21 protein-coding genes are annotated in these 25,793 nt (G+C 66.4%); 16 read left to right on the forward strand and 5 right to left on the reverse strand.

The window, feature by feature from the left end; genetic code table 11:
• The first annotated feature begins 68 nt into the window (after positions 1-68).
• On the forward strand, positions 69-1,490 hold the full coding sequence (locus QX070_RS10470) for an FAD-binding oxidoreductase (protein WP_315736837.1): 1,422 nt from the start codon (positions 69-71) through the stop codon (positions 1,488-1,490).
• Between the two features lie 160 nt (positions 1,491-1,650).
• Here the strand turns inward: QX070_RS10470 and QX070_RS10475 are convergent, their stop codons facing one another.
• From QX070_RS10475 to QX070_RS10490, 4 genes are all read right to left on the reverse strand, one after another.
• Complete coding sequence (locus QX070_RS10475) at positions 1,651-1,923, reverse strand: GCG_CRPN prefix-to-repeats domain-containing protein (RefSeq protein WP_315736838.1); 273 nt, start codon at positions 1,921-1,923, stop codon at positions 1,651-1,653.
• Between the two features lie 267 nt (positions 1,924-2,190).
• Positions 2,191-2,421 (reverse strand): hypothetical protein, encoded by a 231-nt coding sequence (locus QX070_RS10480; RefSeq protein WP_315736839.1) that lies wholly within the window; start codon positions 2,419-2,421, stop codon positions 2,191-2,193.
• A gap of 199 nt (positions 2,422-2,620) precedes the next feature.
• Complete coding sequence (locus QX070_RS10485; protein ID WP_315736840.1) at positions 2,621-4,324, reverse strand: SulP family inorganic anion transporter; 1,704 nt, start codon at positions 4,322-4,324, stop codon at positions 2,621-2,623.
• Positions 4,325-4,366: 42 nt separating this feature from the next.
• Entirely contained in the window at positions 4,367-5,284 is a 918-nt protein-coding gene (locus tag QX070_RS10490) for a LysR family transcriptional regulator (RefSeq protein WP_315736841.1), read from the reverse strand.
• Positions 5,285-5,638: 354 nt separating this feature from the next.
• Here QX070_RS10490 and QX070_RS10495 point away from each other — a divergent pair, with 354 nt between their 5' ends.
• From QX070_RS10495 to QX070_RS10560, 14 genes are all read left to right on the forward strand, one after another.
• Positions 5,639-6,337 (forward strand): outer membrane protein, encoded by a 699-nt coding sequence (locus tag QX070_RS10495; protein ID WP_315736843.1) that lies wholly within the window; start codon positions 5,639-5,641, stop codon positions 6,335-6,337.
• 232 nt (positions 6,338-6,569) lie between these two features.
• Complete coding sequence (locus QX070_RS10500) at positions 6,570-7,004, forward strand: DoxX family protein (RefSeq protein WP_315736844.1); 435 nt, start codon at positions 6,570-6,572, stop codon at positions 7,002-7,004.
• Between the two features lie 239 nt (positions 7,005-7,243).
• Positions 7,244-8,056: a class III extradiol ring-cleavage dioxygenase gene (locus QX070_RS10505; protein WP_315736845.1), complete on the forward strand. Its 813-nt coding sequence runs from the start codon at positions 7,244-7,246 to the stop codon at positions 8,054-8,056.
• Positions 8,057-8,940: 884 nt separating this feature from the next.
• A complete protein-coding gene (locus QX070_RS10510; RefSeq protein ID WP_315736847.1) occupies positions 8,941-10,242 on the forward strand; it encodes an MFS transporter in 1,302 nt (433 codons plus the stop codon).
• Positions 10,243-10,312: 70 nt separating this feature from the next.
• A complete protein-coding gene (locus QX070_RS10515) occupies positions 10,313-11,545 on the forward strand; it encodes a cytochrome P450 (RefSeq protein ID WP_315736848.1) in 1,233 nt (410 codons plus the stop codon).
• Between the two features lie 169 nt (positions 11,546-11,714).
• The gene (locus tag QX070_RS10520) at positions 11,715-15,482 is read left to right on the forward strand and encodes an AsmA-like C-terminal region-containing protein (RefSeq protein ID WP_315736849.1); all 3,768 of its coding nucleotides are present in this window, start codon (positions 11,715-11,717) and stop codon (positions 15,480-15,482) included.
• A gap of 31 nt (positions 15,483-15,513) precedes the next feature.
• Complete coding sequence (locus QX070_RS10525; protein ID WP_315736850.1) at positions 15,514-16,455, forward strand: LysR family transcriptional regulator; 942 nt, start codon at positions 15,514-15,516, stop codon at positions 16,453-16,455.
• Positions 16,456-16,576: 121 nt separating this feature from the next.
• On the forward strand, positions 16,577-17,458 hold the full coding sequence (locus QX070_RS10530; RefSeq protein WP_315736851.1) for a shikimate dehydrogenase: 882 nt from the start codon (positions 16,577-16,579) through the stop codon (positions 17,456-17,458).
• 80 nt (positions 17,459-17,538) lie between these two features.
• Complete coding sequence (locus QX070_RS10535; protein ID WP_315736852.1) at positions 17,539-18,678, forward strand: ABC transporter substrate-binding protein; 1,140 nt, start codon at positions 17,539-17,541, stop codon at positions 18,676-18,678.
• A gap of 71 nt (positions 18,679-18,749) precedes the next feature.
• The gene (locus QX070_RS10540; protein ID WP_315736853.1) at positions 18,750-19,625 is read left to right on the forward strand and encodes a branched-chain amino acid ABC transporter permease; all 876 of its coding nucleotides are present in this window, start codon (positions 18,750-18,752) and stop codon (positions 19,623-19,625) included.
• Complete coding sequence (locus tag QX070_RS10545; protein ID WP_315736854.1) at positions 19,622-20,620, forward strand: branched-chain amino acid ABC transporter permease; 999 nt, start codon at positions 19,622-19,624, stop codon at positions 20,618-20,620. Before QX070_RS10540 ends, QX070_RS10545 begins: the two co-directional genes overlap by 4 nt.
• Complete coding sequence (locus QX070_RS10550; RefSeq protein WP_315736855.1) at positions 20,617-21,360, forward strand: ABC transporter ATP-binding protein; 744 nt, start codon at positions 20,617-20,619, stop codon at positions 21,358-21,360. The genes QX070_RS10545 and QX070_RS10550 overlap by 4 nt, the downstream gene beginning before the upstream one ends.
• A gap of 11 nt (positions 21,361-21,371) precedes the next feature.
• Positions 21,372-22,109, forward strand: coding sequence for an ABC transporter ATP-binding protein (locus QX070_RS10555; RefSeq protein ID WP_315736856.1), 738 nt, complete (start codon positions 21,372-21,374; stop codon positions 22,107-22,109).
• Positions 22,106-23,977 (forward strand): bifunctional sugar phosphate isomerase/epimerase/4-hydroxyphenylpyruvate dioxygenase family protein, encoded by a 1,872-nt coding sequence (locus QX070_RS10560; protein ID WP_315736857.1) that lies wholly within the window; start codon positions 22,106-22,108, stop codon positions 23,975-23,977. The genes QX070_RS10555 and QX070_RS10560 overlap by 4 nt, the downstream gene beginning before the upstream one ends.
• Position 23,978: 1 nt before the next feature.
• On the opposite strand, the gene QX070_RS10565 is transcribed toward QX070_RS10560, so the two are convergent.
• Positions 23,979-24,902: a LysR family transcriptional regulator gene (locus QX070_RS10565; RefSeq protein WP_315736858.1), complete on the reverse strand. Its 924-nt coding sequence runs from the start codon at positions 24,900-24,902 to the stop codon at positions 23,979-23,981.
• Between the two features lie 89 nt (positions 24,903-24,991).
• Here QX070_RS10565 and QX070_RS10570 point away from each other — a divergent pair, with 89 nt between their 5' ends.
• Entirely contained in the window at positions 24,992-25,780 is a 789-nt protein-coding gene (locus QX070_RS10570) for an NAD(P)H-dependent oxidoreductase (protein ID WP_315736860.1), read from the forward strand.
• Positions 25,781-25,793: the final 13 nt, after the last annotated feature.

Consider the following 25,793-nt stretch of genomic DNA (forward strand, 5'->3'; position numbering starts at 1 on the left):
TCTTCCGTTTGCTCCCTTGACCCCTTGATCGTCCTTTGTCACGGTCCGCCCAACTTTCGGAGGAAGCAGTGGCGACGACGATCCCCCATCACGATTTGAAGCGGCCCGCGCCGGAGGCGCTGAAAAGTGCGCTCGACGCGCTCGCGGCCCGCTTCGGCAACAGGCTTATCACCTCGCAGGCCGTGCGCGAGCAGCATGGCCATACCACGACCTGGCTGCCGACGCAGCCGCCGGATGGCGTGGTGCTGGCGCAGGAGACGGCCGACATCCAGGACGTCGTCCGGATCTGCGCGCCATTGGGCGTGCCGATCATTCCGTTCGGCACCGGCACCTCGCTGGAGGGCCAGGTCAATGCGCCGGCGGGTGGCATCTGCATCGACATGCGCGACATGAACAAGGTGCTGGAGGTGCATGCCGAGGACCTCGACTGCGTGATCCAGCCCGGCATCACCCGCAAGACCTTGAACGAATATCTTCGCGATCAGGGCCTGTTCTTTCCGATCGATCCCGGCGCCGACGCGTCCCTCGGCGGCATGGCGTCGACGCGGGCCTCCGGCACCAATGCCGTGCGCTACGGCACCATCCGCGAGAACGTGCTGGCGCTGAAGGTCGTGCGCGGCGATGGCGAGATCATCAAGACCGGCACCCGTGCCAAGAAGTCCGCCGCCGGCTACGATTTGACGCACCTGTTCATCGGCGCCGAGGGCACGCTCGGCATCATCTGCGAGATGACCATCCGCCTGCGCGGCATTCCCGAGACCATCGCCGCGGCGTCGTGCTCGTTCGAGACCGTGCGCGGCGCCTGCCAGGCGACGATCCTCGCGATCCAGACCGGCATTCCGATGGCGCGCATCGAGCTGCTCAATGCCGCGCAGGTCAGGGCGTGCAACGCCTATTCCAAGCTGACCTTGCCGGAGACGCCGCTGCTGCTGCTCGAATTCCACGGCAGCGCGGCCGAGGTCGCCGAGCAGTCGAAGAACTTCGCCGAGATCGCGCGCGAGTGCGGCGGCGGCGACTTCGCCTGGACTACCAAGCCCGAGGACCGCACCAAGCTCTGGCAGGCGCGTCACGACGCCTATTGGTCGGTGAAGGCGATCCGGCCCGGCGTCGGCGTGGTCGCGACCGATGTCTGCGTGCCGATCTCGCGGCTCGCCGATTGCGTCACCGAGACCGAGGAGGATCTTGCGCGTCTCAAGCTGACCTCGCCGATCGTCGGCCATGTCGGCGACGGCAATTTCCACTGCTCCTTGATGTGCGATGTCGACGATGCCGATGAGATGGCGCGCGGCGACGAGTTCATGCATCGCCTCGTCGAGCGCGCGCAGGCCATGGACGGCACCTGCACCGGCGAGCATGGCATCGGCCAGGGCAAGCAGAAATATCTCGAGTCCGAGCTCGGCCCGGAAGCGCTCGATGCGATGCGCGCGGTGAAGCAGGCGCTCGATCCGCAGAACATCTTCAATCCCGGCAAGATCATCCCGGCGCGCTGACTGGCAATCCGAGCCGAGCTGAGTTTCGGATTTTGGTTCGGCGTGCAGGGCCGCTGCTCACATCTCCCTCCTTGCGGGGAGATGTCGGATCGCGTGACGATTCGCCAAATAGAAAATGCCGCCGCGTTTGACACGCGGCGGCATTTTGTTTCCGTTCAGATCAACGGCAGACGCGGCGCGGTCCCCACGGGGTCGGCCGCACCCAGCAGGTGCGCGGGCCGAAGCCGCCGTAGCCATAGGGGCGGTAGACGCGCGGGGCGGGCCGGCAACGGCCCCAGCGGTCCGGGAACCAGCCGGGACCGCAGCCGCCGGCGACGCGCTCGACATTGCTGTCCGGAGCAGCCGGCTGAGCCGGCAGCGTGAAGGCCTGCGCGGCCGACGCGCCCAACATGACGGTCGCGGCGAGCAGGGCGGAGGTGAACAGATTGCGCATTGCAGTGCGGTCCTCTCGTTGGTTTCGAAGCAGTGTAGTCCTTAGACGTCGTCGGACAGGTTTTGGTTTCGCAATTTTCTCGACGCCGCGAAACCTCTTCCTGGTACCACAGAGATCTCCATGACACCGATCGCGCGATGCAGCTCTGCTGATCATGTGGCGCATCGCTGCAGTTTGGTCGCCGTCGTGCGGTGTTCTAGCAGACATTCGCTGCAAGGAACATGAACGATCAGCGACGCGTCCTGCTGGCTTTCGTCGCAGGCGGCATCATTTGCCGCCTTGCTGCGCCTTTGCGTCCTTCAGCGCCGTCCTGCAGCCGTCGGAGAGCTTGTCGAACTTCTCGATCATGCATTGCTTGATGCGGCCGCCGCCCGGCATGATTCCAGTACAGAGCGTACGCACATCGTCGCCGCAGGCCTGGCGCATGGCGCTCCTGTCCTGAGCCTGGGCGGCGGTGCTGGAGATGACTATCAACAGCAGCGGAAGCAGCTTGTGCATGATCGGTGATCCCTTGCTTTTGCCGCGGCCGACGGGCCGGGCATCGTGAGGCGGATGTCTCGCCGATGAGTTTAGCGCGGGTATGTCGACCGTCGCCGCGACGTGTAACCGTTTGTATCACGAGGTCACCGCTTGGAACGCAAGCGTCGACCTGCCGCCGAGGTCGTCGTTGACCACGGCGCTCTCGGACACCCTTCCCTCAAACGTGCACATCCGACGCAACGGCCCGCAGCTTCTGCAGCGCGTGATCGACGCTGTGGAACACGCGATCCCGCGGCAGCACGTCGTACAGGCCGAATCGTTCGAAGGCCTCCTGGGCCCGCAGCGATTCCAGCCGCGCCACCGCGAACACGACGCCGGTCTCGCTGCAGGTGTGGATCACGTCGCGCAGGGTCTGCGCGGCGGTGAAATCGATCTCGACGATGGCGCTGGCCTCGAACACCACCAGCCGCGGCTTGCGGCTGCGCAGCATGCGCCGCATGTCGGCGCGGAATGTCGCCGCATTGAGGAAGCTGAGCGGTGCCTGGAAGCCGACCACGGCGATGTCGGACAGCTCCTCGCCCTTGATCTGCGGATGCGCCGGCCACCAGATCGTCGTGTCCGGCACGCGCTCGAAGGCGATGAGGTGGGCGCGTGTCGTGCTCCAGATGCCGTGCAGCAGCGACAGCGCAATGCCGAGCGCGACGCCCTGCTCGATCGGCAGCGCGACGATCGCCACCGCGGTCGCCAGGATGAGCAGGAACTCGCCCTTGGACGCGCGATAGACGCTTGTGATCTGCGCGACGCGGATGATGCGTAGCGCGACGAACAGCAGCACGCCGCCGAGCGCCGCTTCCGGCACATTCGCAAGCAGCCGGGCTCCGAACAGCACGAGCAGCAGCACGATCGCGGCGGCGAGCAGGCCCGCGACGTGGGACCGGCCGCCGGTCTCGACCACGATGCCGGTGCGCGGCGGACTGGCATTGACCGGAAACGCGCCGAACAATCCGGCGAGCAGGCTGCCGGCACCGGCGCCGAGGAAGTCGCGGTCGACATCGGCCGACCGATCGGGATCGGAAGGGAACGAGCGCGTCGTCGCCGACGTCTGCACCATCACCACGACCGCGATCAGGAAGGCGAGCGGGATCAGCTTCGCCCATTGTTCCGGTCCGATCAGCGGCACGGACGGCATCGGCACCGTGCCGGCGATCTCGCCGATGACGGGCACGCCGCCCCCCTTCAGCCCGGCCGACACCACGAACAAGGTCGAGGCCGCGAGCGCGATCAGCGCGCCGGGTATGCGGGCGCTGATCCGCTCGCAGACCGTGATGGTCGCGAGCACGCCGAAGCCGATGAGCATCGTGTACGCGTTGGCCTTGCCGAGTTCGCCCGCCAAGGTGGCGATCCGCGCCAGCGTTGGCCCGCTCGGTGACGGCAGGCCGAGCACGCCCGGCAATTGCGAGACGATGATGTGCACGGCAATGCCGGCCAGGAAGCCTACGGTGACCGGCACCGACAGCACGTTGGCGATGCCGCCGAGCCTGAAGCCGCCGGCCAGCACCAGCATGACCCCGACCAGCAGCGCCAGCGCCGCGGCCAGGCTGCCGTATTCGGGCGTGCCGCTGGTCGCGAGCAGCGCCAGGCCGCCGGCGAAGATCGGCGTGATCGTGGAATCGGCGCCGCAGGACAGGAAGCGGTTGGCGCCGAACAGCGCGAACCCCAGGGATCCCGCCATGAAGGCGAAGAAGCCGGTCTCGGGCGTGAAGCCGCCGAGCTTGGCGGTCGCCATCTGCTCGGGAATCGCGATCGCCGCCAGCGTCAGCCCGGCGGCGAGATCGGCGGGCAGGGCGCTGATCCGCCAGCCTCGCAGGGAGCGGAGCATCGGCCAATGATGATTGCCGTCGTGGCGTGGTTGCTCGCTCATGTCGATGTCTCCGAGTGCATCGCGGCCGAGCTGTTCGTCCGCTCACGCAAGATCGCGATCCCAAGGTGGCTCGGGCGCGAACGCCGCGGCGAGGTGGTCGATGAAGGCGCGCACCTTGGCCGATGGCGTGCGATCCGGCAGGTAGACGGCATGCACCGCCAGCAGGTCCGATGGCGGCACGTCGAGCGTCAGCGGCACCAGCCGTCCTGCGCGGATCTCGTCGCCGACGATGAAGGTCGGCTGGTAGATCACGCCTTGCCCGGCCAGGGCGGCGGCGAGCAGCGCATCGCCATTGTTGGCGCGCAGATTGCCGCTCACGGTGACGTCGATGGCCGCCTTGCCGCCCATGCGCCAGCGCGACGGGCCGGACGCCGCCAACGTATAGCCGAGGCAGTTGTGGCCGGCGAGATCGGCCGTGGTGCGCGGCGTCCCGTGGGCGGCGAGATAGGACGGCGCCGCGCAGACCATCATCCGGCACGGCGCCAGCCGCCGCGCCACCAGGCTGGAGTCCTTGAGCGTGCCGATGCGGATCGCGAGATCCCAGCCTTCCTCGATCAGGTCGACGAGCCGGTCGTTGAGGCCAAGCTCGACGCTGACGCCGGGATAGAGCGCGGCGAAGCTTGCAAGCAGCGGCGCGATCTGGCGCGTGCCGAAGGCGAGCGGGACATTGAGCCGCAACAGGCCGCGCGGCTCGACCCGGTCGGCCGCGATCGCGCTCTCGGCCGCCTCGAAATCGCCGAGCACCCGCTCGGCGAGATCGAGATATCGCCGACCGGCCTCGGTGATGGTCAGCCGGCGCGTGGTGCGGTGAAACAGCTTCGTGCCGAGTCGCGCCTCCAGCGCTGCCAGATGTTTCGTGACCATCGTTGGCGACATGCCAAGCGCACGCGCGGCCGCCGACAGGCTGCCAGAACTGGCGATCCGCGACATCACTTCCAGTCCAGTCAGACGGTCCAGCATTCAGCCTCACTCGCCGGGTGTGAGGTGTCTCGCTAGCAGACTCGTGAGGTGCGGGGAATCGTCACTCTTGCGGACGGGGGCGGGGGTGGGCGTCCGTCATAACGATGGCGCGAATCAGTCGCGCTGCCTTCGCGTCATCGCACTGCAAGTGAAAAGATGTCGCAACAAATTCGGGTTCTCGCCGGTATCAGTTGCCGCGCCACAGTGCAGTCCCGAACAATGCCGCATTTGATCACTTCCTGACCCAAAGCGGGTCAACTTGGTGCCCGACTTCGTTTTCAGTTTCCGCCCCGCGCGAGCGCCTTCTGGGGATGCACTCGCTTGCACATGTATTGAGTTTGTGAGGATGGGTTGATGAAAGCAGTGTACACTCTTGCTGTTGCCGCCTGTGGCGTCCTGCTTGCCGGCACGGTCGCGCAGGCAGGAGATTTCAGGGTCCAGCGGCCCGTAGCAGTCTACGATGCCCCGTACTACAATTGGACCGGCTTCTATGCCGGCGCATTCGCCGGGGGCGCGCACGGGCTGTGGACCATCGACTTCTATCGCAACAACAATCACGGCCATGCCGAGGAGGGCGCTGATGGCGTGGCCTTCGGCCTCTATGGCGGCTACAATTATCAGTTCGCCAATCGCTTCGTGGTCGGCGCCGAGGTCGATCTCGGCCGGTCCACCGCGTCGCAGAGCAACGACATCTTCGACAACGATTCGTCCTACGCCAAATACGGCATGTTCGGCTCGGTCCGCGCGCGCGCCGGCTATGCGTTCGACCGCTTGCTGGTCTTCGGCACGCTCGGTGTCGGCATCGCCAACTTGACCAACAATATCCAAAAGGGCCGCAACGCCGGCGAGCAGGTGGTGTGGGAGGATCAGGTGAAGGCCGGCCTCACGACAGGCGTCGGTGTCGAATACGCCTTCACCAGCAACTGGGTCGGACGCGGTGAATATGTCTACACCGACTACGGCAACGTGACGCTGTTCAATCGCGACGGCAACCGTGCCGACTTCAAGAACGAACTCCACCTGATCCGCGTTGGCGCGAGCTACCGGTTCTGATCGGGAGCGGCGGCATGTGCCCCCGGTTTCCGGAGGCATGTCGGCGTCATGCAACGGTGGACGAACGGGGCGTCGGCATTCGAGGCGCCGTGGCGTCGGTGCGTAAGGCGGTACGTCCACGACGAACCGCCTGCCACCTCACCTCAATGGTTTGAGCTGTCTTTCCTGGCGGCCAGATTATCGTCTCCCAGGGAATGATCTATGTCTCGGCACTATCCATTGGGAGCCCGAGATGATCGATTCGCGCACTGCACCCTACGCCGCCCTGCTGCTTCGCCTGACGCTGGGTGGCTTGTTCCTGGCCCATGCCAGCCTCAAGCTGTTCGTGTTCAGCCCGGCCGGCACTGCAAAATTCTTCGGCAGCATCGGCCTGCCGCCCGAGCTCGCCTACCTCGTCATCACGGCCGAGATCCTCGCCGGCATCGCGCTGATCCTCGGCGTCTACACCCGCTGGGTGGCGCTCGCCGCCGTGCCGATCCTGCTCGGCGCCATCTTCACCGTCCATGGCTCCGCGGGGTTCTTCTTCAACAATCCGAAGGGCGGCTGGGAGTATCCGGCGTTCTGGGCGGTGACCCTGGTGGTCCAGGCCCTGCTCGGCGACGGCGCCTACGCCCTCGGCGGCCTTCGCAGTAGCCTTGCCGGCGGCCAGCTCCGCAGCGCGCATTGATGGTGAGGGGCGGTTGCCCATCGCCCCAATCTCGATGTCATCCCCGCGAACGCGGGGATCCATAACCGCAGGGCGCTATTTGGGGCAGGTGAGACGACCAGTCTGTTCCAGCCGCGACATCGCGCGGTATGGGTCCGGGTCGGCGCCCGAACGTCGCGATGCGACGCTCGGGCTTGCCCGGGACGACAGTTGTAGTTTGGGGCGCCACCTGAGATACCAATTGAACCAGGAGCCATGACATGACCCTGCCCAGCATCTTCCTGTCGCACGGTTCGCCGATGCTGCCGCTCACGGACTCGGCGGCCCGTGACTTCCTCGTCGGTCTCGGCCACAGCCTGCCGCGGCCGAAGGCGATCCTGGTGATCTCGGCGCATTGGGAGACCGACATCCCCACCGTCAATGCGGTCGCTGCCAACGAGACGATCCACGATTTCTATGGCTTTCCGCGTGAGCTCTATCAGTTGCGCTATCCCGCGCCGGGCGCGCCCGATCTCGCGCACGCCGTGGCGGCGCGGTTGCAGGCGGCCGGCCTGCCGGTCGGCATCGACCGCGCGCGCGGCCTCGATCACGGCGCCTGGGTGCCGCTGCTGCTGATGTATCCGCAAGCCGACATTCCGGTGCTGCAACTCTCGATCCAGACCGAGCGCGGTCCAAGGCATCATCTCGAACTCGGCCGCGCGCTGGCGCCTTTGCGCGAGGAAGGCGTGCTGATCATCGGCAGCGGCAGCTTCACCCACAATCTCGGCGAATTCCGCAAGCGCCGGCTCGACATCGACGACCCCGCGCCGTCCTGGGTGGTCGACTTCGCCGACTGGGTGCACAACGCCGCGATCGAAGGCCGCGTCGACGATCTCGTCGACTACCGCCGTCTCGCTCCGCATGCGCGCGACAACCATCCGACCGACGAGCACTTCCTGCCGCTGTTCGCAGCGATGGGCGCGGCCGGCGAGGGCGGGCGCGTCGAGCGCCTGCACAACAGCGCCAATTACGGCGTGCTGCGCATGGATGTCTATGCGTTCCATGGCGTCGACGAGGCGAGGGCAGCGGCGTGAGCCGCTGAACTCATTAGTTCTGCAATGTCCAAGCCGCCGTCATTCCGGGGGGATGGCCGCTCGCCTTGAACCCGAAATCTCGATATTGGCTGACGTCTTCTACTAATCACGAGCGATGGCGGAGCGTTGCCTGCCCGTCGGGTTACTATGTCGCAGGTGATTTCGCTTGTGTCGTCGGGCAAATCACCGCGATCCTTCCGCGCATCCCGCCTCACTTGCGGAGGGGCGTTGCGCGCGATCGTCACGACACGCGAGGCGGGGAGCGGTGGCCGCGAGAACTCGCAGCATGTCCTTTTCGATGTGCGGACGAACGATGCTCTTGCGGACGTGAAGTTGCAGGGTTCTGATACCTCGACGCTGGTATCACCGCGCAACGCGTGAAACGCGTTGTCGCGCATGGCGGCCAACAAGCCGAGCGCCAGGAAGCCTGCATATAAGCGTGAAGACCATCGCGCAGGGAGGGCCGGGTGATCTCGGCTGAACCTGTGGTACCTGCCGCCTGCATTTTTTTGAGCAGGCGGGCCACGGGCGCGGCCAGCGCCCGGCCTTCCCTGCGCCCTCCTGATTGAGGGTGAACGGACGTTGCACAGCCCGGGCATGTCATGCCGCGGAATTATAGATGCGCGTTCGATCGACGGATTCAAGCTATCGCCACAATCGTCATTGCGAGCGCAGCGAAGCAATCCAGAATCTCTCCGCGGCACGAGTCTGGATTGCTTCGTTGCGCCGCTGCGCTCGCAATGACGGCGGAGAGGAGCTGCCTCCAATCTGTGCGCCGCACACATGACCTCGGAGGTAACTGACACGGGATGGCGCGGCGTAGAAAATCCTTGACCCCTCCGCATGCAGATGATGCGAAGGATGCACCAGGGAGTGAAACAACAATGCGCCTGCCGTTCTATTATGGCTGGGTCATCGTCGCCGTGACCTTCGTGACGATGGCCGTCGGCGTCAATGCACGCACGGCGTTCTCGCTGTTCTATCCGCCGATCCTCGCCGAATTCGGCTGGGACCGCGGCGTCACCGCCGGCGCGTTCTCGTTCGGCTTCGTTGCCTCCGGAATCGTCAGTCCGCTGATCGGACGGCTGATGGATCGCACCGGCCCGCGGGCCGTAATGGAACTCGGCGTCGCGCTGATGGCCGGCGGTCTCCTGCTCGCGCCGCTGACCTCGCAGCCCTGGCATCTCTACATCACGATCGGCGTGATGGTCGGCGCCGGCAGCGTCTGCCTTGGCTATTCCGGCCAGTCCTTGTTCCTGCCGAACTGGTTCATTCGCCGCCGCGGGCTGGCGATCGGCATCGCCTTCGCCGGCGTCGGCGTCGGCTCGATGACGCTGTTGCCGTGGGTGCAGCACATGATCGCGCAGACCAACTGGCGCACGGCCTGCACCGCGATGGGCATCGTCGTGCTGGTCGTGCTGGCGCCGATCAATCTGCTGCTGCGCAAGAAGCCGGAGGAGATCGGCCTGCGTCCCGACGGCGACGTCGCGCCGCTCGCCAATGCGGTCAAACCGGTCTCCAACATCGTCGATGCCGCCTGGGCCGGCACCGACTGGACATTGTCGCGCGCGCTGCGCACGGGCCGGTTCTGGTGGCTCGCGCTCGGCTATTTCTTCGGGCTCTACGTCTGGTACGCGGTGCAGGTGCACCAGACGAAATACCTGCTCGAGATCGGCTTCAGCTCGAGCGTCGCGGTGTGGGCGCTCGGGGCCGTCAGCCTGCTCGGGATTCCCGGCCAGATCGCGCTCGGCCATCTGTCGGATCGCCTGGGGCGTGAGGCGGTGTGGGGATTAGGCTGTCTCGGCTTCGCGATCTGCTTCGCCGCGCTGATCGCGCTCAAGGCCGCGCCGTCGCTCGTGCTGATCTACGTCATGGTGGCGACGCAGGGCGCGCTTGGTTACGGCCTGACCTCGGTGATGGGCGCGGTCGCGCTGGAAATATTCCAGGGCGCGCATTTCGGCAGCATCTTCGGAACGCTGATGCTGATCGGGCTGTGCGGCGGCGCAGCAGGGCCGTGGGTGACCGGCGTGCTCTATGACTACACCCTGAGCTACACGCCGGGCTTCGTGATCGCCTTCCTCGGCGCCTTCGTCTCGGCGGCGGCGATCTGGATCGCGGCACCCCGCAGGGTCCGCCTCGTCGCCGGCCAATTGCACAGGTTAAGGACGGCAGGGGCCACGGCGTGATGTGTGATCCGGCCGACTTGCCATCGCCGCGCGGCCGTGAGCTAATCGGCCAATCCAAGGGAGGGACCACATGAACGAGCATGTCCAGGCCGCCAAGGCTGCGCCGCTGTTCAATCCGCTGTCGCCGGAGTTCATCCGCGACCCCTATCCCTTCTATGCGCAACTGCGCGACAACGATCCGATGCATGTGACGCCGTTCGGCGCGTTCCTCGCCAGCCGGCACGCGGAATCGAGCCTGGTGCTGCGCGACAAGCGCTTCGGCAAGGACTTCGTCGCGCGTTCGATCCGGCGCTACGGTCCCGACATCATGCAGGAGCCGGTGTTCCAGAGCATGCGGCATTGGATGCTGCAGCAGGACCCGCCGGACCACACCCGGTTGCGCGGCCTGGTCGTGAAGGCGTTCACGGCGCGGCGGGTCGAGGACATGCGGCCGCGCATCCAGGAGATCGTCGACCGCACGCTCGATCAGGTGATCCCGCAGGGCCGGATGGACCTGATCGAGGACTTCGCGTTCAAGCTGCCCGTCACCGTGATCTGCGATATGCTCGGCATTCCCGAGGAGCATCGCGAGGCGTTCTACAAGAGCTCGCGCGAGGGCGGCCGGCTGCTCGAGCCGGTGCCGCTGTCCAAGGCCGAGATCGCCGAGGGCAACGCCGGCAATGCCTTGTCCAAGGCGTATTTCCAGCACCTGTTCGAGCTGCGCCGGAAACATCCCGGCGACGACCTGACGACGCAGCTGCTGCAGGCCGAGGAGGACGGTGCCAAGCTCAGCCATGAGGAGCTCACCGCCAACATCATCCTGCTGTTCGGCGCGGGGCACGAGACCACGGTCAACCTGATTGGCAACGGCCTGCTGGCGCTGCACCGCAATCCGGACCAGTTGGCGCTCTTGAAGGCGCGGCCGGCGCTCATCACCAACGCGATCGAGGAGTTCCTGCGCTACGATTCCTCGGTGCAGCTCACCGGGCGGGTCGCGCTCGAGGATATCGAGGATCTCGGCGGCCGGCGGATTCCTGCGGGCGAGAGCGTGCTGTGCCTGCTCGGCTCGGCCAACCGCGATCCCGCCGTGTATCCGGACAATCCGGAACAGCTCGATATCACCAGGCCAAACGTGAAGCCGCTGTCGTTCGGCGGCGGCATCCATCATTGCCTGGGCGCGCAGCTTGCCCGGATCGAGGCCGAGATCGCGATCGGAACCCTGCTGCGGCGGCTGCCGGAGCTGAAGCTGGACGATCCGGACAACCCGGAATGGCGGCCGACCTTCGTGCTGCGCGGCCTCAAGCGGCTGCCGGCCCACTGGTAACCATCTTCGTTAACGGAGTTGTGCAACGCCCCCGGAAAGACCGACAGCGCTGTGACTTCGCCATACTTAATCCTATATGATGCAGCGCTCCGGTATCGATGCCAGTGGGCCGCGGCCGCATTGGTTTTAAGGTTGGGACACCGGAGCGTTGTCCTTTGAGGGAGACCCCGTGCAGACGACCCTGCTCGGCTTGGCGATTGCCTTCATCCTTGCGCTCCTTGCTGCGCTGATCGGCCCGTACTTCGTCGACTGGAACCAGTTCCGGCCGCAGTTCGAGGCCGAGGCGAGCCAGGTCATCGGTGTGCCCGTGCGGGTCGCCGGTGCGCTGGATGCACGGCTGTTACCGACGCCGACCTTAAGGCTGCGCCAGGTCACGTTCGGCGGCGCCAACCATCTCGGCAAGCTGCGCGCCGACAAGCTCGACGTCGAGTTCAGCCTCGGCGATCTGATGCGCGGGGAATGGCGGGCGAACGAGCTCACCATCGGCGGCATGGCCGCCGATCTCGGCCTCGATGCCAAGGGCCTGGTCGACCTGCCGGCTGCCTCCGGCCGCTTCAACCTGGCCGCGCTCGCGATCGACCGGCTCAATCTCACCGGCCGCGTCGCCCTGCACGACGCAGCCAGCCGCTCGACGCTGGAGCTGACCGACATCGTCTTCTCCGGCGACGTGCGTTCGCTGGCTGGCTCCCTGCGCGGCGACGGCGCCGTGTCGATCCGCGGCGGCCGCTACCCGTTCCGGGTGTCGTCGAGCCAGGACAAGGACTCCAACGGCCTGCGCGTCCACCTCAACATCGACCCGGGCGAGCGTCTCGTGATGGCCGACATCGAAGGCCTCATCAGCTTTCCCAACCGCTCGCCGAAGTTCGAGGGCGCGCTGACGCTGTCGTCGCCCCCGAAAGAGCAGGGCGCCGACAACGACAAGCCCGCCCAGTCTGCGAAGGAGCCGTCCGCAAAGCAGGCCCAACAGGCCAAGACACGTCCGCTGAACCAGGCCGGCGCGACGCCTTGGCGCATCGCCACCAAGATCGTCGGCGACCAGGCGACGGCCAAGCTCGACCAGATCGAGGTCAGCTTCGGCCAGGAGGATCGCTCGCTGAAATTCGCAGGCAGCGGCGACGTCCGTTTCGGCGCCGCCCCCGTGCTGAAAGCCTCACTGTCCGCACGCCAGCTCGATGCCGACAAGCTCCTGGCCGGCGGTGACGACGTCAAGGACCGGCGGGCGATTGCGCCCGCGCTGGTGCTGCCGGCGCTGCGCAACTGGATTGCACAACTGCCGACCTTGCCGATGCCGGCCAACGTGCAGTTCGCGACCGAGCAGATCATGCTCTCCGGCCGCCCGGTGCAGAACTTCACCGCCGACTTGCACAATGAGCCGTCGGCATGGAGCCTCGAGAAGGTCGATCTGCGCGCGCCCGGTTCGACGCGGCTGACCTTCCGGACCATCGGCATCTCGACCTCGGTGACATCGGGCTTCACCGGCGCGCTCGATCTCGAATCGTCGGAGCCCGATACGCTGGTGGCCTGGCTGCAGGGCCGCAGCGACAGCAGCTACCGCACCCAGCGTCCGCTGCGGCTGCGCGGCGACCTCAACGTGGCGCCGGAGCGGATCGCGATCGACAGCCTCAAGGCCGATATCGACGGCGGCTCCGTCGATGGACGCGTCGCTCTCGTCAACCGGTCGGCCGGGCCGGGCTCGCGTTTCGAAGCGGTGCTGAAGGGCGACCGGCTCGACCTCGACGCGGCGATGGCCGTGACCCGGTCGCTGGTCGGCGTCACCGGCGAGTGGCCCGCCGAGGCCACCGTGGCGCTCGACGTCGGCCGCGCCAAGCTCAGCGGCCAGGAGCTGCGTCCGCTCACCGCGCGCTTTTCCTACGATCCCAAGACCATCGCCATCGACCAGATCAAGTTTGGCCAGAGCGGCGGCGTGACGAGCGAGGGCTCCGGCCGTTTCGATCGCGCCGACGCGACCGGGCGGCTGGTCGTGACCTCGATGGCCGGCTCGCTCAAGGAGATCACGGCGCTGGTGCAGCCGTTCGCGCCGCAGATCGCCGCGCGCTTCGATGCACTCGGCACGCCTGCCGGTGCTGCCCGGTTGAAGCTCACGCTCGATCTCGCCAAGGATCCTGCCAATGCCGACCGCAGCCAGGCCAAGGCGGTGCTTGATCTCGATGCGCCGCAACTCAAGGGCTCGGCGACGCTGACGGCCAAACCGTCGGCGGCGGCGCTGCGCAGCTTCGAGGTCGACGCGATCGATCGAACCGAGCTTGGGATCGAGAGCCGCGTCGCGGCCGAGCAGGGCAATGTCGTGCTGGCGCTGCTCGGGCTCGATCGCGTCGCGGCGGCCGGCAACGGTCCGGCCCAGTTCGACGCCAGCGTGACCGGCAGCTGGCGCACGCCGCTACGGGTGAATGCGAAGCTGTCCGGCGCCGGGCTCGATGGCGATGCGCAAGGCTCCGTCGATCCCTGGGGGGACACCGCCAAGGCCAACGTCAATCTGCGCCTGCGCAGCGCCAATCTGTCGCCGTTGTTCGGATTGAAGCCGCAGGATCCGGCGGCGCAGAACATCCGCCTGTTCGGCCGTCTCGGTCTTTCCAACAATCGCGTGACGCTCGACGACATCGACAGCACGGTCGGTGGATCGCGGCTGCGCGGCCGGCTCGCCCTGGTGCTCGACGAGGACAAGCAGATCGATGGTGAGCTCGGGCTGGACGCGCTCGACGTGCCGCAAGTGTTCTCGGTGCTGGTCGGCGCAGCCGGGCGTGAGCAGGCCGAGCCTCTCGGCGCAGGTCTCTTGAAGGGATGGCGCGGGCGGGTCTCGTTCCAGGCCCTCAGCGGCGCCATTCTGAACGGCACTGATCTGCGTCCGCTGGGCGGCGCCATCAAGAGCGACGGTCAGTCGCTGAGCATCGAGAACCTCAAGGGCAAGCTCGGCGGCGGCGACGTCACCGCGACCGTCGATGCGCGCTCCAACGCGAATGGTCTCGTCCTGAACGGCCGCGTCGAGCTCGCCGGCATCGACGGCAACGCGCTGCGCTATCACAGCCTGAAGATGCCGACCGGCAAGGTTTCGGCGCAGATGACGCTCGCCGCCGAAGGGCGCAGCGTGCAGGCACTGGTCAACGCGCTCTCGGGCAATGGCACGGTGACGCTCGACAATGCGGCGCTCCCCAATCTCGACCCGCGGGCGTTCGATGCGGCGTTGCGCGCGGCCGACGCAGGCCAGGTGAGCGACGACGGCAAGTTGCGGCAGGTGATCGAGCCGGTGCTGACATCGGGGACGTTGCCGGTCGCGTCTGCTCAGATCCCCTTCATCATCCGCGATGGCCGGCTGCGTGTCGGCGCCACCACGCTCGAAGCGCAGGGCGCCCGCGCCGTCGTGTCCGGTGGCTTCGACATTCCTGCCGACCAGGCCGACATTCGCGCCAGCCTGAGCGCGAACACCGTCGGCAACGCCAACAGCCGTCCCGAGATCCAGCTGTTCGTGATCGGCACGTCCGAGGCGCTGACGCGCGCGGTCGACGTCACCTCGCTGTCGTCGTGGCTCGCGGTGCGTGCGATCGATCGCGAAACGCGGCGTCTGGATGCGATCGCGCGCGGCGAGGTGCCGCCGGCCTATCCGTCGTCCACCGCGTCGCTGCCCGGTGCACCCGAGGCTGGCCCGGCCGCGCCGAGCGCGGCCGACGTGCCGCTGCCCGGGCGTGATCCGCGGCGTGAGCCGCGCGCCAAGCTCGGCGGTCCCCGCGCCGTCGTGCCGCCGCTGACCCAGCCGCTCTCCGCTCCCGCGCCTCAGCCGGCGGCACCGGTGGCATCGAGCCAGCCGCAGGTCGCGCCCTTGCCGCCGCCGGTCGAGATCAAGCCCGCGCCGGGTGCGCTGCCGCCGCGCCCCAGGCCCGTGCCGCGTCCGCCGGTCGTGCTGACGCCGCCGGGCAGCCCATGATGCCGGCTGACGGCGTGCGGGGACCGCGCCGATGATGACGTTGCGACAGGTCGAGGTCATCCGCGCGGTCATGGTGACGGGCACCATCAACGGCGCTGCGCGCCTGCTGAAGGTGTCGGCACCGGGCGTCAGCCGTCTGGTGAAATACACCGAGCGTTCGCTCGGCATCCGTTTCTTCCAGCGCCAGAACGGCCGCTATTTCCCGACCCCCGAGGCGCAGAACATCTTCGAGCAGATCAACAGCGTCTACGAGAAGGTCGACGATCTCAGCTACATCATCTCCAACATCGGCCGCGGCGCGCTGTCGGAACTGCGCGTCGGCTCGGTGCCCAGCATCTCCCAGGTGATGGTGCCGCGCGCGATCGAGCGCGTCCGCCGCCGCTATCCCGATCTCGGCATCGACATCAACATTCTCAAGATCGAGGAAGCGATCGACTATCTGATGCTGGGCAAGGGCGAGTGCGTGGCGATGAGCTACCGGCTCGATCATTCCGGGCTCGAATTCCTGCCGCTGGCCTTAGGCGAATTGTTCTGCATCGTGCCGCCGGGACACGAACTCGCCGGCCGCAAGCAGGTGTCGGCTGCCGAGATGACGCGCTATCCGCTGATCGGCATCGATCCCAACGACCCCTACGGCCGGATCATGGCGGAGATCTTCGCGCGCAACAAACTCAGCTACAACATCTCGATCAAGGCGCGCTTCGGCACCACGGTCTGCGCGCTGGTGAAGGCCGGGCTCGGCATCGCGGTGATCGACCAGTTCACGGTCGCGCATGGCGGCTATCCCGGCATCGAGTTGATCAAGATTGCCGAGCCCACGCGGTTCGACACCTACATCGCCGTCAAGCGCGGCACGCCGCTGTCGCTCTACGCCGAACACTTCATCGACTGCCTGCGCGCGGAGATGCGCGCGCTGGAGCCCGGCCGACGTCAGGTGGCCAAACCGGCGAAATCCGGCGGCGGCAAAAAATAACATGATGTTAGGTTCAGCCGATATTTGAGTAATTGTGTTAGCGAGCGAACGCGCTATCGTCTGCATCGAAATCCGCGCGTGCGACGCTCGCACGTCACAGCAGCAAGAGACAAAAGCGAACGTGCCCGATCTTTCCGCGCTCAAAGCCCGCAAATTCCTGACCGGCTTGATCGGTGCGCCGATCGCGCATTCGGCGTCTCCCGCGATGCACGAATATGCCGCGGCGGCGCTCGGCATGCGCTGCCATTACCAGCTGATCGAGGTGGCCGGTGCCGATCGCGCGGGTCTGGCGACGCTGCTTGAAGGCGTGCGCCGGCTCGGCTTTGCCGGGGTCAATGTGACCTATCCCTACAAGGAAGCTGTGGTCGAGCTGCTCGACGAACTCGCGCCGAAGGCGGCGGCGATGGGCGCCGTCAATACCGTCGTCGTGCGCGATGGCCGGCTGATCGGCCACAATACCGATACCACCGGCTTCGAGCGGGCAGTGGCGCCGCTGGTCAGCCGGACCGGTCGCGGCGTCGTGGCGCTGATTGGGGCCGGCGGGGTTGGTAAAGCGATTGCGTTCGCGCTTGCGAACCTCGACGTCGCAGGCTTGCACATCTACGACACCGAGCGTGCGCGTGCGGAGAAGCTGGCGAACCTGCTTCCGGGCGGCAAATCCATCACGGTGGCCGATAGCGTCGAAGAGGCGCTGCAGGGGGTGGTGGGCGTCGTCAACGGCACACCGATCGGGATGCTGCCGAACCGCGGTACGCCGGTGCCGGAACACTTGCTGCGCGTCGATCTCTGGGTCGCGGACGCCGTCTATTCGCCGCTGTGGACGCCACTCCTGAAAGCCGCCAAGGCCCGGGGCGCCCACGTCCTGCTCGGGCGCGAGCTCGCGATCTATCAGGCGGCGGACGCGTTCGAGCTGTTCACGGGGCTCGTGCCCTCGACCGAGGCGATGGGCGCGGCGTTCGACAACCATATGGCGGAGAGATATCCGGCGGTTGACGCCGCCTGACCAAACCGGCCAATACGCGCCGGACTAGTCGTTCAAGCAAGAAACGCAAACAAGCGTTTGGAAACAGAGGAGGAAACAACGTGAGATCGATCACCCTGGCTGGCCTGTGCTCAGCCGTGCTGCTGTCCGGAGCCGCCTTCGCGCAATCCGGCGCCCCCATCAAGATCGCCAATGTCGCCGAGCTCTCAGGCGGTGGCGCCACCGTCGGCAACAACTGGAAGAACGGCATCGATCTCGCCGTCGAGGAAATCAACGCCAAGGGCGGCATCCTCGGCCGCAAGATCGAGGTCAGCCATGCCGACTCGCAGTCGAACCCCGGCGTTGCGCGTGCGCAGGTGCAGAAGGCGCTCGATGGCGAGCCCTACGTGCTGCTCGGGCCCGGCTATTCCGGCTCGGTGAAGGTGACGGCGCCGCTGGCGGCCGAGGCCGGCATCACCCAGATCATGGGCGGCGAAGCGGCCGAGCTCACGCAGGCCGGCAACAAGTTCCTGTTCCGCACCTCGTTCGGCCAGCAATCGTCGATGCCGAAGGTCGCGAAGTACATCAACGATGAGCTGAAGGCGAAGTCGGTCGCGGTGGTCTGGGTCAACAATGATTTCGGCCGCGGCGGTCGCGACGTCATCACCAAGGAGTTCAACCGTCTCGGCATCAAGGTCGCGGCCGACCTCTCGACCGAAGCCGGCCAGGCCGACTTCGCCGCCGACGTCAGCAAGATCAAGGCGGCGGCGCCGGATGCGGTCTTCATCTATGTCAACGAGGAAGAGAGCGCGCGCATCCTCAAGGAGATCAAGCGCCAGGGCGTGACCGCGCCGCTGATCGGCGAGACCACGCTGGTCGGCCAGAAGGTGATCGAGCTCGCCGGCGATGCCGCCAACGGCGCCCGCGGCCATGTCGGTCTCACCACCGACGCACCGATCGAGGCCATCAAGGCGTTCCGCGACCGCTTCGTGAAGAAGTACAACTACGTGCCGGATCACAACGGCCTCAAGGGCTATCTCGCGATCTACATGGTCAAGGCCACGACCGAGAAGATGGGCAAGGTGGATTCCAAGGCCTTCGCCGACACGCTGCACGGCCTGACCATCAAGACCTCGACCGAGCCGAATATCCTGATGGATGTCACGTTCGACCAGAACGGCGACATCGATCGCCAGGGCTTCCTGGTCGAGGTGGTCGAAGGCAAGCAGGTCGTGAAGCAGGTGCTGCCGAAGCTCAACTGAGGACAACGGTCGACCGGCGGCGCCGGAGGGGATGCTAGTGCCGCCGTCACCCAAAGGCTTAGGGGGAAACGATGTCCAATCTGCTCGACCTGATCGTGGCGGGTCTCGCCACCGGCGCCATCTACGCGCTCGTTGCCGTCGGCTTCACCTTGCTGTGGCAGACCTCGCAGACCATCAACTTCGCCCAGGGCGAGTTCGTGATGCTGCCGGCCTTCCTGATGCTCGCGGTGATGCATCTCGGCGCGCCGTTCTGGCTCGCGGTTCTCGTCGGCATCCTGTTGTCGGCACTGCTGCTCGGTCTCGCCTTCAAGATGCTGCTGGTCGATCCGATGCTGCGGCATGGCGTGCTGCCGCTGGCGATCGCCACCATGGCGCTGGCGGTCGGGATCAAGGAGGCGGTGAAGCAGTTCTTCAGCGCCGAGGCCTCGCCTTTCCCCTCGATCGTGCCGGTCGGCGATGTCTCGATCCTCGGACGTGCGATTTCGCTGCAGAGCCTCGGTGTGCTCGCCGTCGCGATCCTGGCCGTCGTCGGCCTGACCACACTCTTGAACCGTACGTCGCTCGGTCACCAGATGCAGGCGGCGGCGCAGAACCCGACGGTGGCGCGCATCATCGGCGTGCCTGTCGAGCGTATGATCCTCCTGACCTTCCTGATCAACGCCGTGCTGGTGGCGCTGGCCTCGCTGCTGATCACGCCGATCTATCTCGCGAAGTTTTCCAGCGGTGAGGTGCTCGGGCAGGCCGCGTTTATCGCCGCCATTGTCGGCGGCTTCAACCAGGTGCGCGGCGCCATTGCCGGCGGTCTCCTGATCGGCGTCGTCGACAACCTCGCCGCCGCCTACGTCTCCACTCAGTATCGCGCCGCCGTTCCGATGGTGCTGCTGATCCTTGTCATCCTGTTCCGGCCGCAGGGCCTGCTCGGACGCGCCGAGGAGCGTACGGTATGAGCAAGCACAGCAAACTGCTTCTCGTCGCGCTCGGTCTCGTCATCATCGCGGGTCTGATCATCATCCCGATGAACTTCAACCGCTACGGCCTGTATATTCTGAGCCAGTGGGCGGTCATGACCATTGCGGCCATGGGGCTCAACCTCACGCTCGGTTATGCCGGACAGGTGTCGCTGGCCCAGGGCGCGTTCGTCGGCATCGGCGCCTACGGGGCCGCGATCCTGACTACGCATGGCTGGCCACTGATCGCCGCGCTAGGGCTCGTCATCGTGATCTGCTTCGCCGTCGGCTGGCTCTTGGGCTATCCGGCGCTGCGCGTGCAGCACCACTATCTCGCCTTTGTCACGCTCGCCTTCTCGACCTTGGCGTTCCTGGTGTTTCGCAACGAGAGCTGGCTCACCAACGGCATCTACGGCATCAGCAACATTCCGCGCCCGGAAATCTTCGGCTTTCCGACCCGCAAGCCATTGCCGTTCTATTACCTCTGCCTCGGCTCGCTCGGTCTGGTGACGCTGGCGATGTGGTGGCTGATCCGCTCGCCCTGGGGCCGCGCCTTCATGGCGCTGCGCGAGAACCCGATCCGGGCGCAGTCGCTCGGCATCGACACCAGGCGCTACACGCTGATGGCGTTCGCAATCGGCTCCGTGCTCGGCGGCATCGCCGGCGTGCTCTATGCGCCGCTGACGCAATATGTCGACCCGGTGCCGTTCAACCTGCAGCTTTCGCTCGACCTCCTGATGATGGTGATCGTCGGCGGCGCTGGCTTCATGCTCGGGCCGTTCCTGGGCGCCATGATCGCGGTGCTGCTGCCGGAGTGGCTGCGCTTCGCCGAGGGCTACTATTTGATGCTCTATGCCGTGGCGGTCATCCTGCTGCTGATCTACTCGCCCACCGGCATCCTTGGCATTATCGATCGCTATCTCAGCTCACGGCGAACCCAGGCTGCCTCCGCGCTGCGGGCCGCGGCCCAATCCAAGCTGGAGGCCGCGCGATGACCGCAGTCCTCGACGTACGCGACGTCAAGAAGAGCTTCGGCGGCATCACCGCCGTCAACGGCGTCAGCTTCGACGTGCACGAGGGCGAGATCCTCGGCCTGATCGGCCCCAACGGCTGCGGCAAGTCGACCCTGTTCAACTGTATCCTCGGCCAGCTGGTGCCGAGTGCCGGCGAGGTCAGGGTCGACGGCAAGCTCGTCACTGGACAGCGTCCGGCGGAGCTGAACCGGCTCGGCGTCAGCCGCACGTTTCAGTTGCTGCAGGTGTTCCCGAAACTGTCGGTGCGCGACAATCTGATCCTTGCGGGACAGGAGCATCGCGGCAGCATGCTGTCGCGCCTGTTCGGTCCGTCGGATGCCGGCCTGACCACGACCGCCGATCAGATGATCGGCTTCTTCAAGCTGGAGCACCTCGCCAACGAGCCGGCCGGTGGCTTGTCCTATGGTCAGCAGAAGCTGCTCGATGCCGCGATGGCCTTCATGGGCGGCCCGCGGCTGGTGCTGCTCGACGAGCCTGCAGGCGGCGTCAACCCGACCATGCTGGGCGACCTCAAGGAGCGGCTGATCGCGATCAATCGCGAGCGCCGCGCCACCTTCGTCGTGATCGAGCACAACATGGAGTTTGTGATGTCGCTGTGCTCGCGCGTGATGGTGATGGCGGAAGGCAAGGTGCTTGCGATCGGCAAACCCGACGAGATCAGGGCCAACCCGGCCGTGATCGAAGCCTATCTCGGACACTGAGGGAGCCGGCGATGAGCGATCCCATTCTCGATGTCCAGAACCTCGTCGGCGGCTACGGCAAGATGACGATCCTCAACGGCACGACCTTCTCGGTGCCGGCGGGCTCGATCACCACCGTCATCGGTCCGAACGGCGCCGGCAAGTCGACCGTGTTCAAGGCGATCTTCGGCCTGCTCAAGCTGCGCGAAGGCAAGGTGGTCTTCAAGGGCCGCGACGTCACCGGCTTGAGCCAGCGCGCGCTGCTCGGCGCCGGCATCTGCTACATCCCGCAGGGCCGCAACATCTTCGGCGAGCTGTCGGTGCGTCACAACATCGAGCTTGGCGGCGTCGCCGCTTCGCGCGATCTCGATCTGACCGCCCGCGTCGAGGCGGCGCTCGACGTCTTTCCGGTGCTGCGCAAGAAGGCGGATCGTCAGGCCTCGACCCTGTCGGGCGGCGAGCAGAAGCAGCTCGAGATCGCGCGCGGGCTGCTTCTCGAGCCGCAGCTGGTGCTGATCGACGAGCCCTCCATCGGCCTGTCGCCCTTGATGGTGCATCAGACCTTCGACATGCTGAAACAATTGCGCGACCGCGGCGTCTCGGTGCTCCTGATCGAGCAGAATGCGCGCTCGGCGCTGGAGATCTCCGACTACGGCATCGTGCTCGAGCTCGGCCGCACCCGCATCATCGACAAGGCCGATCGCGTGCTGGCCGATCCGCGCATCGGCCAGCTGTTCCTGGGCGGCGCGATGGAGGAGACGGCGGCATGAACCAGCGCTCGATCGCAACCGTCTCCATCTCTGGCGCGCTCGACGAGAAGCTCAAGGCGATCGCTGCCGCCGGCTTCGATACGGTCGAGATCTTCGAGAACGATCTGGTCGCGTTCGGGATGCGGCCGCGCGAGATCGGGCAGATGTGCCGCGACCTCGGACTTGCGATCTGCGCCTATCAGCCGTTCCGCGATTTCGAGGGCATGCCGGAGCCGCAGCGCGCGCGCAACGTCATCCGCGCCGAGCGCAAGTTCGACCTGATGCAGGAGCTGGGCACGGATCTGCTGCTGATCTGCAGCAGCGTGTCGCCGGCCTCGCTCGGCGGCATCGACCGCGCCGCCGCCGATTTCCACGAGCTCGGCGAGCGCGCCGCGAAGCGGGGTCTGCGCGTCGGCTATGAGGCGCTGGCCTGGGGCCGTCACGTGCATGACTATCGCGATGCCTGGGAGATCGTGCGCCGCGCCGATCACAAAGCCATCGGCGTCATCCTCGACAGTTTCCATGCGCTCGCACCGGCGCTGCCGACCAACGCGATTCGCTCCATTCCCGCCGACAAGATCTTCCTGGTGCAACTCGCCGATGCGCCGAAGCTCGAACTGGATGTGCTGTCCTGGAGCCGGCATTTCCGCAGCTTTCCCGGGCAAGGCGATCTGCCGGTCGGGGAGTTCATGGAGGCGGTGGCCGCGACCGGCTATACGGGGCCGCTGTCGCTGGAGATCTTCAACGATCAGTTCCGCGCCGGCTCGGCGCCGCGCACCGCGCTCGACGGCATGCGCTCGCTGCTGCTGTTGCAGGATGACCTCGCCGGGAAGATGCCCGCCCAGCCGGAGCCGCGCTTCGAGCCTCGGGTCAAGAGCCACGGCATCGGCTTCGTGGAATTCGCGGTCAGCGAGGACAAAGCGGAGTCTCTGGCGAGACTGTTCGGGCAGCTTGGCTTCCGCAAGACGGGGCGTCACCGCAGCAAGGCGGTGCAGCGCTGGTCCCAGGGCGCAATCGAGCTGGTGATCAACTGCGAGCCGGCCAGCTTTGCGCATTCGCATTACGTCACGCATGGGGCAGGCGTCTGCGCGTTGGCGCTGGACGTCGACAGCGCCGCTCGTGCCATGGCGCGGGCGCAGTCCTTGAAGACGCGCACCTTCACGCAGCCGGTCGGGCCGGGGGAACTGGAAATTCCGGCGATCCACGGCGTCGGCGGCAGCCTGTTGTACTTCCTGGATACGCACGGGCGGCACTGGGACGTCGATTTCGAAGCTGTCGCCAGCGACAGGAGCACCGACCGTCTCGTCGCGGTCGATCACATCGCCCAGTCGATGCCGTATGAAGAGATGCTGTCCTGGCTGCTGTTCTATGCCGGGATCATCGACTTCTCGCGGCTGCCGCAGATGGAGATCGCCGACCCCCGAGGCCTCGTGCAGAGCCAGGCGATCGTCAACGGCGATCGCAGCCTGCGCTTCATCCTCAACGGCTCCTCGGCGACGCGCACCTTGTCTTCGCGTTTCATCTCCGAGTTCTTCGGTTCCGGCGTCCAGCACATCGCGTTCTCCTGCGACGACATTTTTGCAGCCGTGGCCGAGATGCGCGCCCGCGGCGCCGGCTTCCTCGACATTCCCGATAACTACTACGACGATCTCGAAGCCAAGTATGATCTTGCGCCCGAGACGATCGCAGCGCTCCGTGCCAACGAGATCCTGTACGACCGCGACGGCGACGCCGAGTTCTTCCAAGTCTACACCCATATCTTCGAGGAGCGCTTCTTCTTCGAGATCGTGCAGCGGCGCAACTATCAGGGCTTCGGTGCGGCCAATGCCGCGATCCGGCTGGCGGCGCAGGCCCGCGAGGTGCGGCCGGACGCGATGCCGCGGCTGTAGCTCAGGGCTCGGGCCGGATGCCGGGCAGGCGGACGATCTCCTCGGCGAGATAGTCGATCAGCAGCCGCACGCGCGCGATGCCGGCGCGCTCCGGGACGATCAGCATGTTGAGGGGAGTCGATGGCAAACGGTGGTCGGGCAGGATGACCGTCAGCCTGCCAGCCGCGATGAGGTCGTCGACCAGCCACGCATGGCTCCCGCCGATTCCGCGCCCGGACAGCACGGCCTCTCGAACCGCGAGTCCGTGATTGGTGCGGAAGCAGCCTCTGAACGGCACCTCATGGCGTTCTCCGTCGGGTCCCATGACGACCAGCGACTCGCTGTCCGCGACGTTGGTCATGCGGATGCCGTCATGCCCGATCAGTTCCTGCGGCGTGCGCGGCGTGCCGCGTCTCGCGAGGTAGTCGGGAGAAGCGACCAGCAGCCGGTGCGAGTGGCCGAGCGACCGCAGCTTCAGAGAACTGTCGGTGAGCGGGGCGAGACGCAGCGCGATGTCGACACCCTCCCGCACGAGGTCGATGCGCTCGTCGGTCAAATTGAGATCGATCGCGATGTCCGGATAGAGATCCTGAAACGCGAAGACCAGCCGCGCGACATGCAGGATGCCGAAGGCCGCCGTGCAGGAAATCCGGATGATGCCGCTGGCAGCGCCACGCGCACCGCGCGCCTCGTCGCCGGCCTGTTCGATAAGCCGCAGGATCTGGACGCAGTTCGTGTAGTAGCGGCTGCCTTCGTCGGTCAGGGTGACGCGCCGGGTGGTGCGGCTGAGCAGCGGCACGCCGATCGCATCCTCCAATTCCTGAAGGTGACGCGAGATGGTGGACTGGCCCAGCCCGAGCTCGCGCGCCACGGCCGACAGGTTGCCGCGCTCGGCGACCCGGACGAAGCTGCGCATGTTGATGAGGCTGATGTCTGATTTATCCATAAAACAGCATAATATTATCGATATATGCCATATAGTGGATAAGTTGGCGCGCGTCTATGTTCCGGCTGTTCCAGCAAAGGATCCAAGCCATGAACGTGCTGCTCGTCTTCGCCCATCCCGAACCCCGCTCGCTGAACGGCGCCCTGCGCGAGGTCGCCGTCGCCGAGCTCAAGGCCCAGGGCCACGAGATCCGGGTCTCAGATCTCTACGCGATGGGCTGGAAGTCGGCCACCGACCGCGCCGACTTCCCGCTCTTGCCGCCGGACGGGCCTCTCAACGTCGCCACCGCGTCTGGCGAGGCCTTCAAGACCCACACCTTGACCGAGGACGTCAGGGCCGAGCAGGACAAGCTGCTCTGGGCCGACGCGGTGGTCCTGCAGTTTCCGCTGTGGTGGTTCACGATGCCGGCGATCCTCAAGGGCTGGGTCGACCGGGTGTATTCCTATGGCTTCACCTATGGCGTCGGCGAGCACAGCGACAAGCGCTGGGGCAACCGCTATGGTGAGGGTGTGTTTGCCGGCAAGCGCGCGATGCTGGTCGTGACCACCGGCGGCTGGGAGGAGCATTATTCGGCGCGCGGCATCAACGGGCCGATCGACGATCTCCTGTTTCCGATCAACCACGGCATCCTGTTCTATCCCGGCTTCGACGTGCTGCCGGCGTTCGTGGCGCACCGGGTCAACCGGCTCGATGATGCCGGCTTTGCCGCGATCGCCGAGCGGCTGCGCGAGCGCATGCGGACGCTGTTCACGGATCAGCCGACCCCGTACCGGCGGCAGAACCACGGCGACTATCTGATCCCGTCGATGCAGCTTCGTCCCGAGCTCGGCGCGCCGGACGCGCGCGGCTTCGCGCTGCATGTCGACGTCGCGCGCTGACGCGGAGGGCGCG

The sequence above is a fragment of the Bradyrhizobium sp. SZCCHNR1093 genome (assembly GCF_032381175.1).
Classification (GTDB): domain Bacteria; phylum Pseudomonadota; class Alphaproteobacteria; order Rhizobiales; family Xanthobacteraceae; genus Bradyrhizobium.

Excerpts from the sequence above, each read along its gene's own strand:
- QX070_RS10545 (WP_315736854.1), top strand. The coding sequence starts at position 19,622 with ATGAGCAAGCACAGCAAACTGCTTCTCGTCGCGCTCGGTCTCGTCATC.
- QX070_RS10475 (WP_315736838.1), bottom strand. The coding sequence starts at position 1,923 with ATGCGCAATCTGTTCACCTCCGCCCTGCTCGCCGCGACCGTCATGTTG.
- QX070_RS10480 (WP_315736839.1), bottom strand. The coding sequence starts at position 2,421 with ATGCACAAGCTGCTTCCGCTGCTGTTGATAGTCATCTCCAGCACCGCC.
- QX070_RS10540 (WP_315736853.1), top strand. The coding sequence starts at position 18,750 with ATGTCCAATCTGCTCGACCTGATCGTGGCGGGTCTCGCCACCGGCGCC.
- QX070_RS10495 (WP_315736843.1), top strand. The coding sequence starts at position 5,639 with ATGAAAGCAGTGTACACTCTTGCTGTTGCCGCCTGTGGCGTCCTGCTT.
- QX070_RS10510 (WP_315736847.1), top strand. The coding sequence starts at position 8,941 with ATGCGCCTGCCGTTCTATTATGGCTGGGTCATCGTCGCCGTGACCTTC.
- QX070_RS10515 (WP_315736848.1), top strand. The coding sequence starts at position 10,313 with ATGAACGAGCATGTCCAGGCCGCCAAGGCTGCGCCGCTGTTCAATCCG.
- QX070_RS10570 (WP_315736860.1), top strand. The coding sequence starts at position 24,992 with ATGAACGTGCTGCTCGTCTTCGCCCATCCCGAACCCCGCTCGCTGAAC.
- QX070_RS10565 (WP_315736858.1), bottom strand. The coding sequence starts at position 24,902 with ATGGATAAATCAGACATCAGCCTCATCAACATGCGCAGCTTCGTCCGG.
- QX070_RS10490 (WP_315736841.1), bottom strand. The coding sequence starts at position 5,284 with ATGCTGGACCGTCTGACTGGACTGGAAGTGATGTCGCGGATCGCCAGT.
- QX070_RS10560 (WP_315736857.1), top strand. The coding sequence starts at position 22,106 with ATGAACCAGCGCTCGATCGCAACCGTCTCCATCTCTGGCGCGCTCGAC.
- QX070_RS10485 (WP_315736840.1), bottom strand. The coding sequence starts at position 4,324 with ATGAGCGAGCAACCACGCCACGACGGCAATCATCATTGGCCGATGCTC.
- QX070_RS10500 (WP_315736844.1), top strand. The coding sequence starts at position 6,570 with ATGATCGATTCGCGCACTGCACCCTACGCCGCCCTGCTGCTTCGCCTG.
- QX070_RS10555 (WP_315736856.1), top strand. The coding sequence starts at position 21,372 with ATGAGCGATCCCATTCTCGATGTCCAGAACCTCGTCGGCGGCTACGGC.
- QX070_RS10550 (WP_315736855.1), top strand. The coding sequence starts at position 20,617 with ATGACCGCAGTCCTCGACGTACGCGACGTCAAGAAGAGCTTCGGCGGC.
- QX070_RS10525 (WP_315736850.1), top strand. The coding sequence starts at position 15,514 with ATGATGACGTTGCGACAGGTCGAGGTCATCCGCGCGGTCATGGTGACG.
- QX070_RS10505 (WP_315736845.1), top strand. The coding sequence starts at position 7,244 with ATGACCCTGCCCAGCATCTTCCTGTCGCACGGTTCGCCGATGCTGCCG.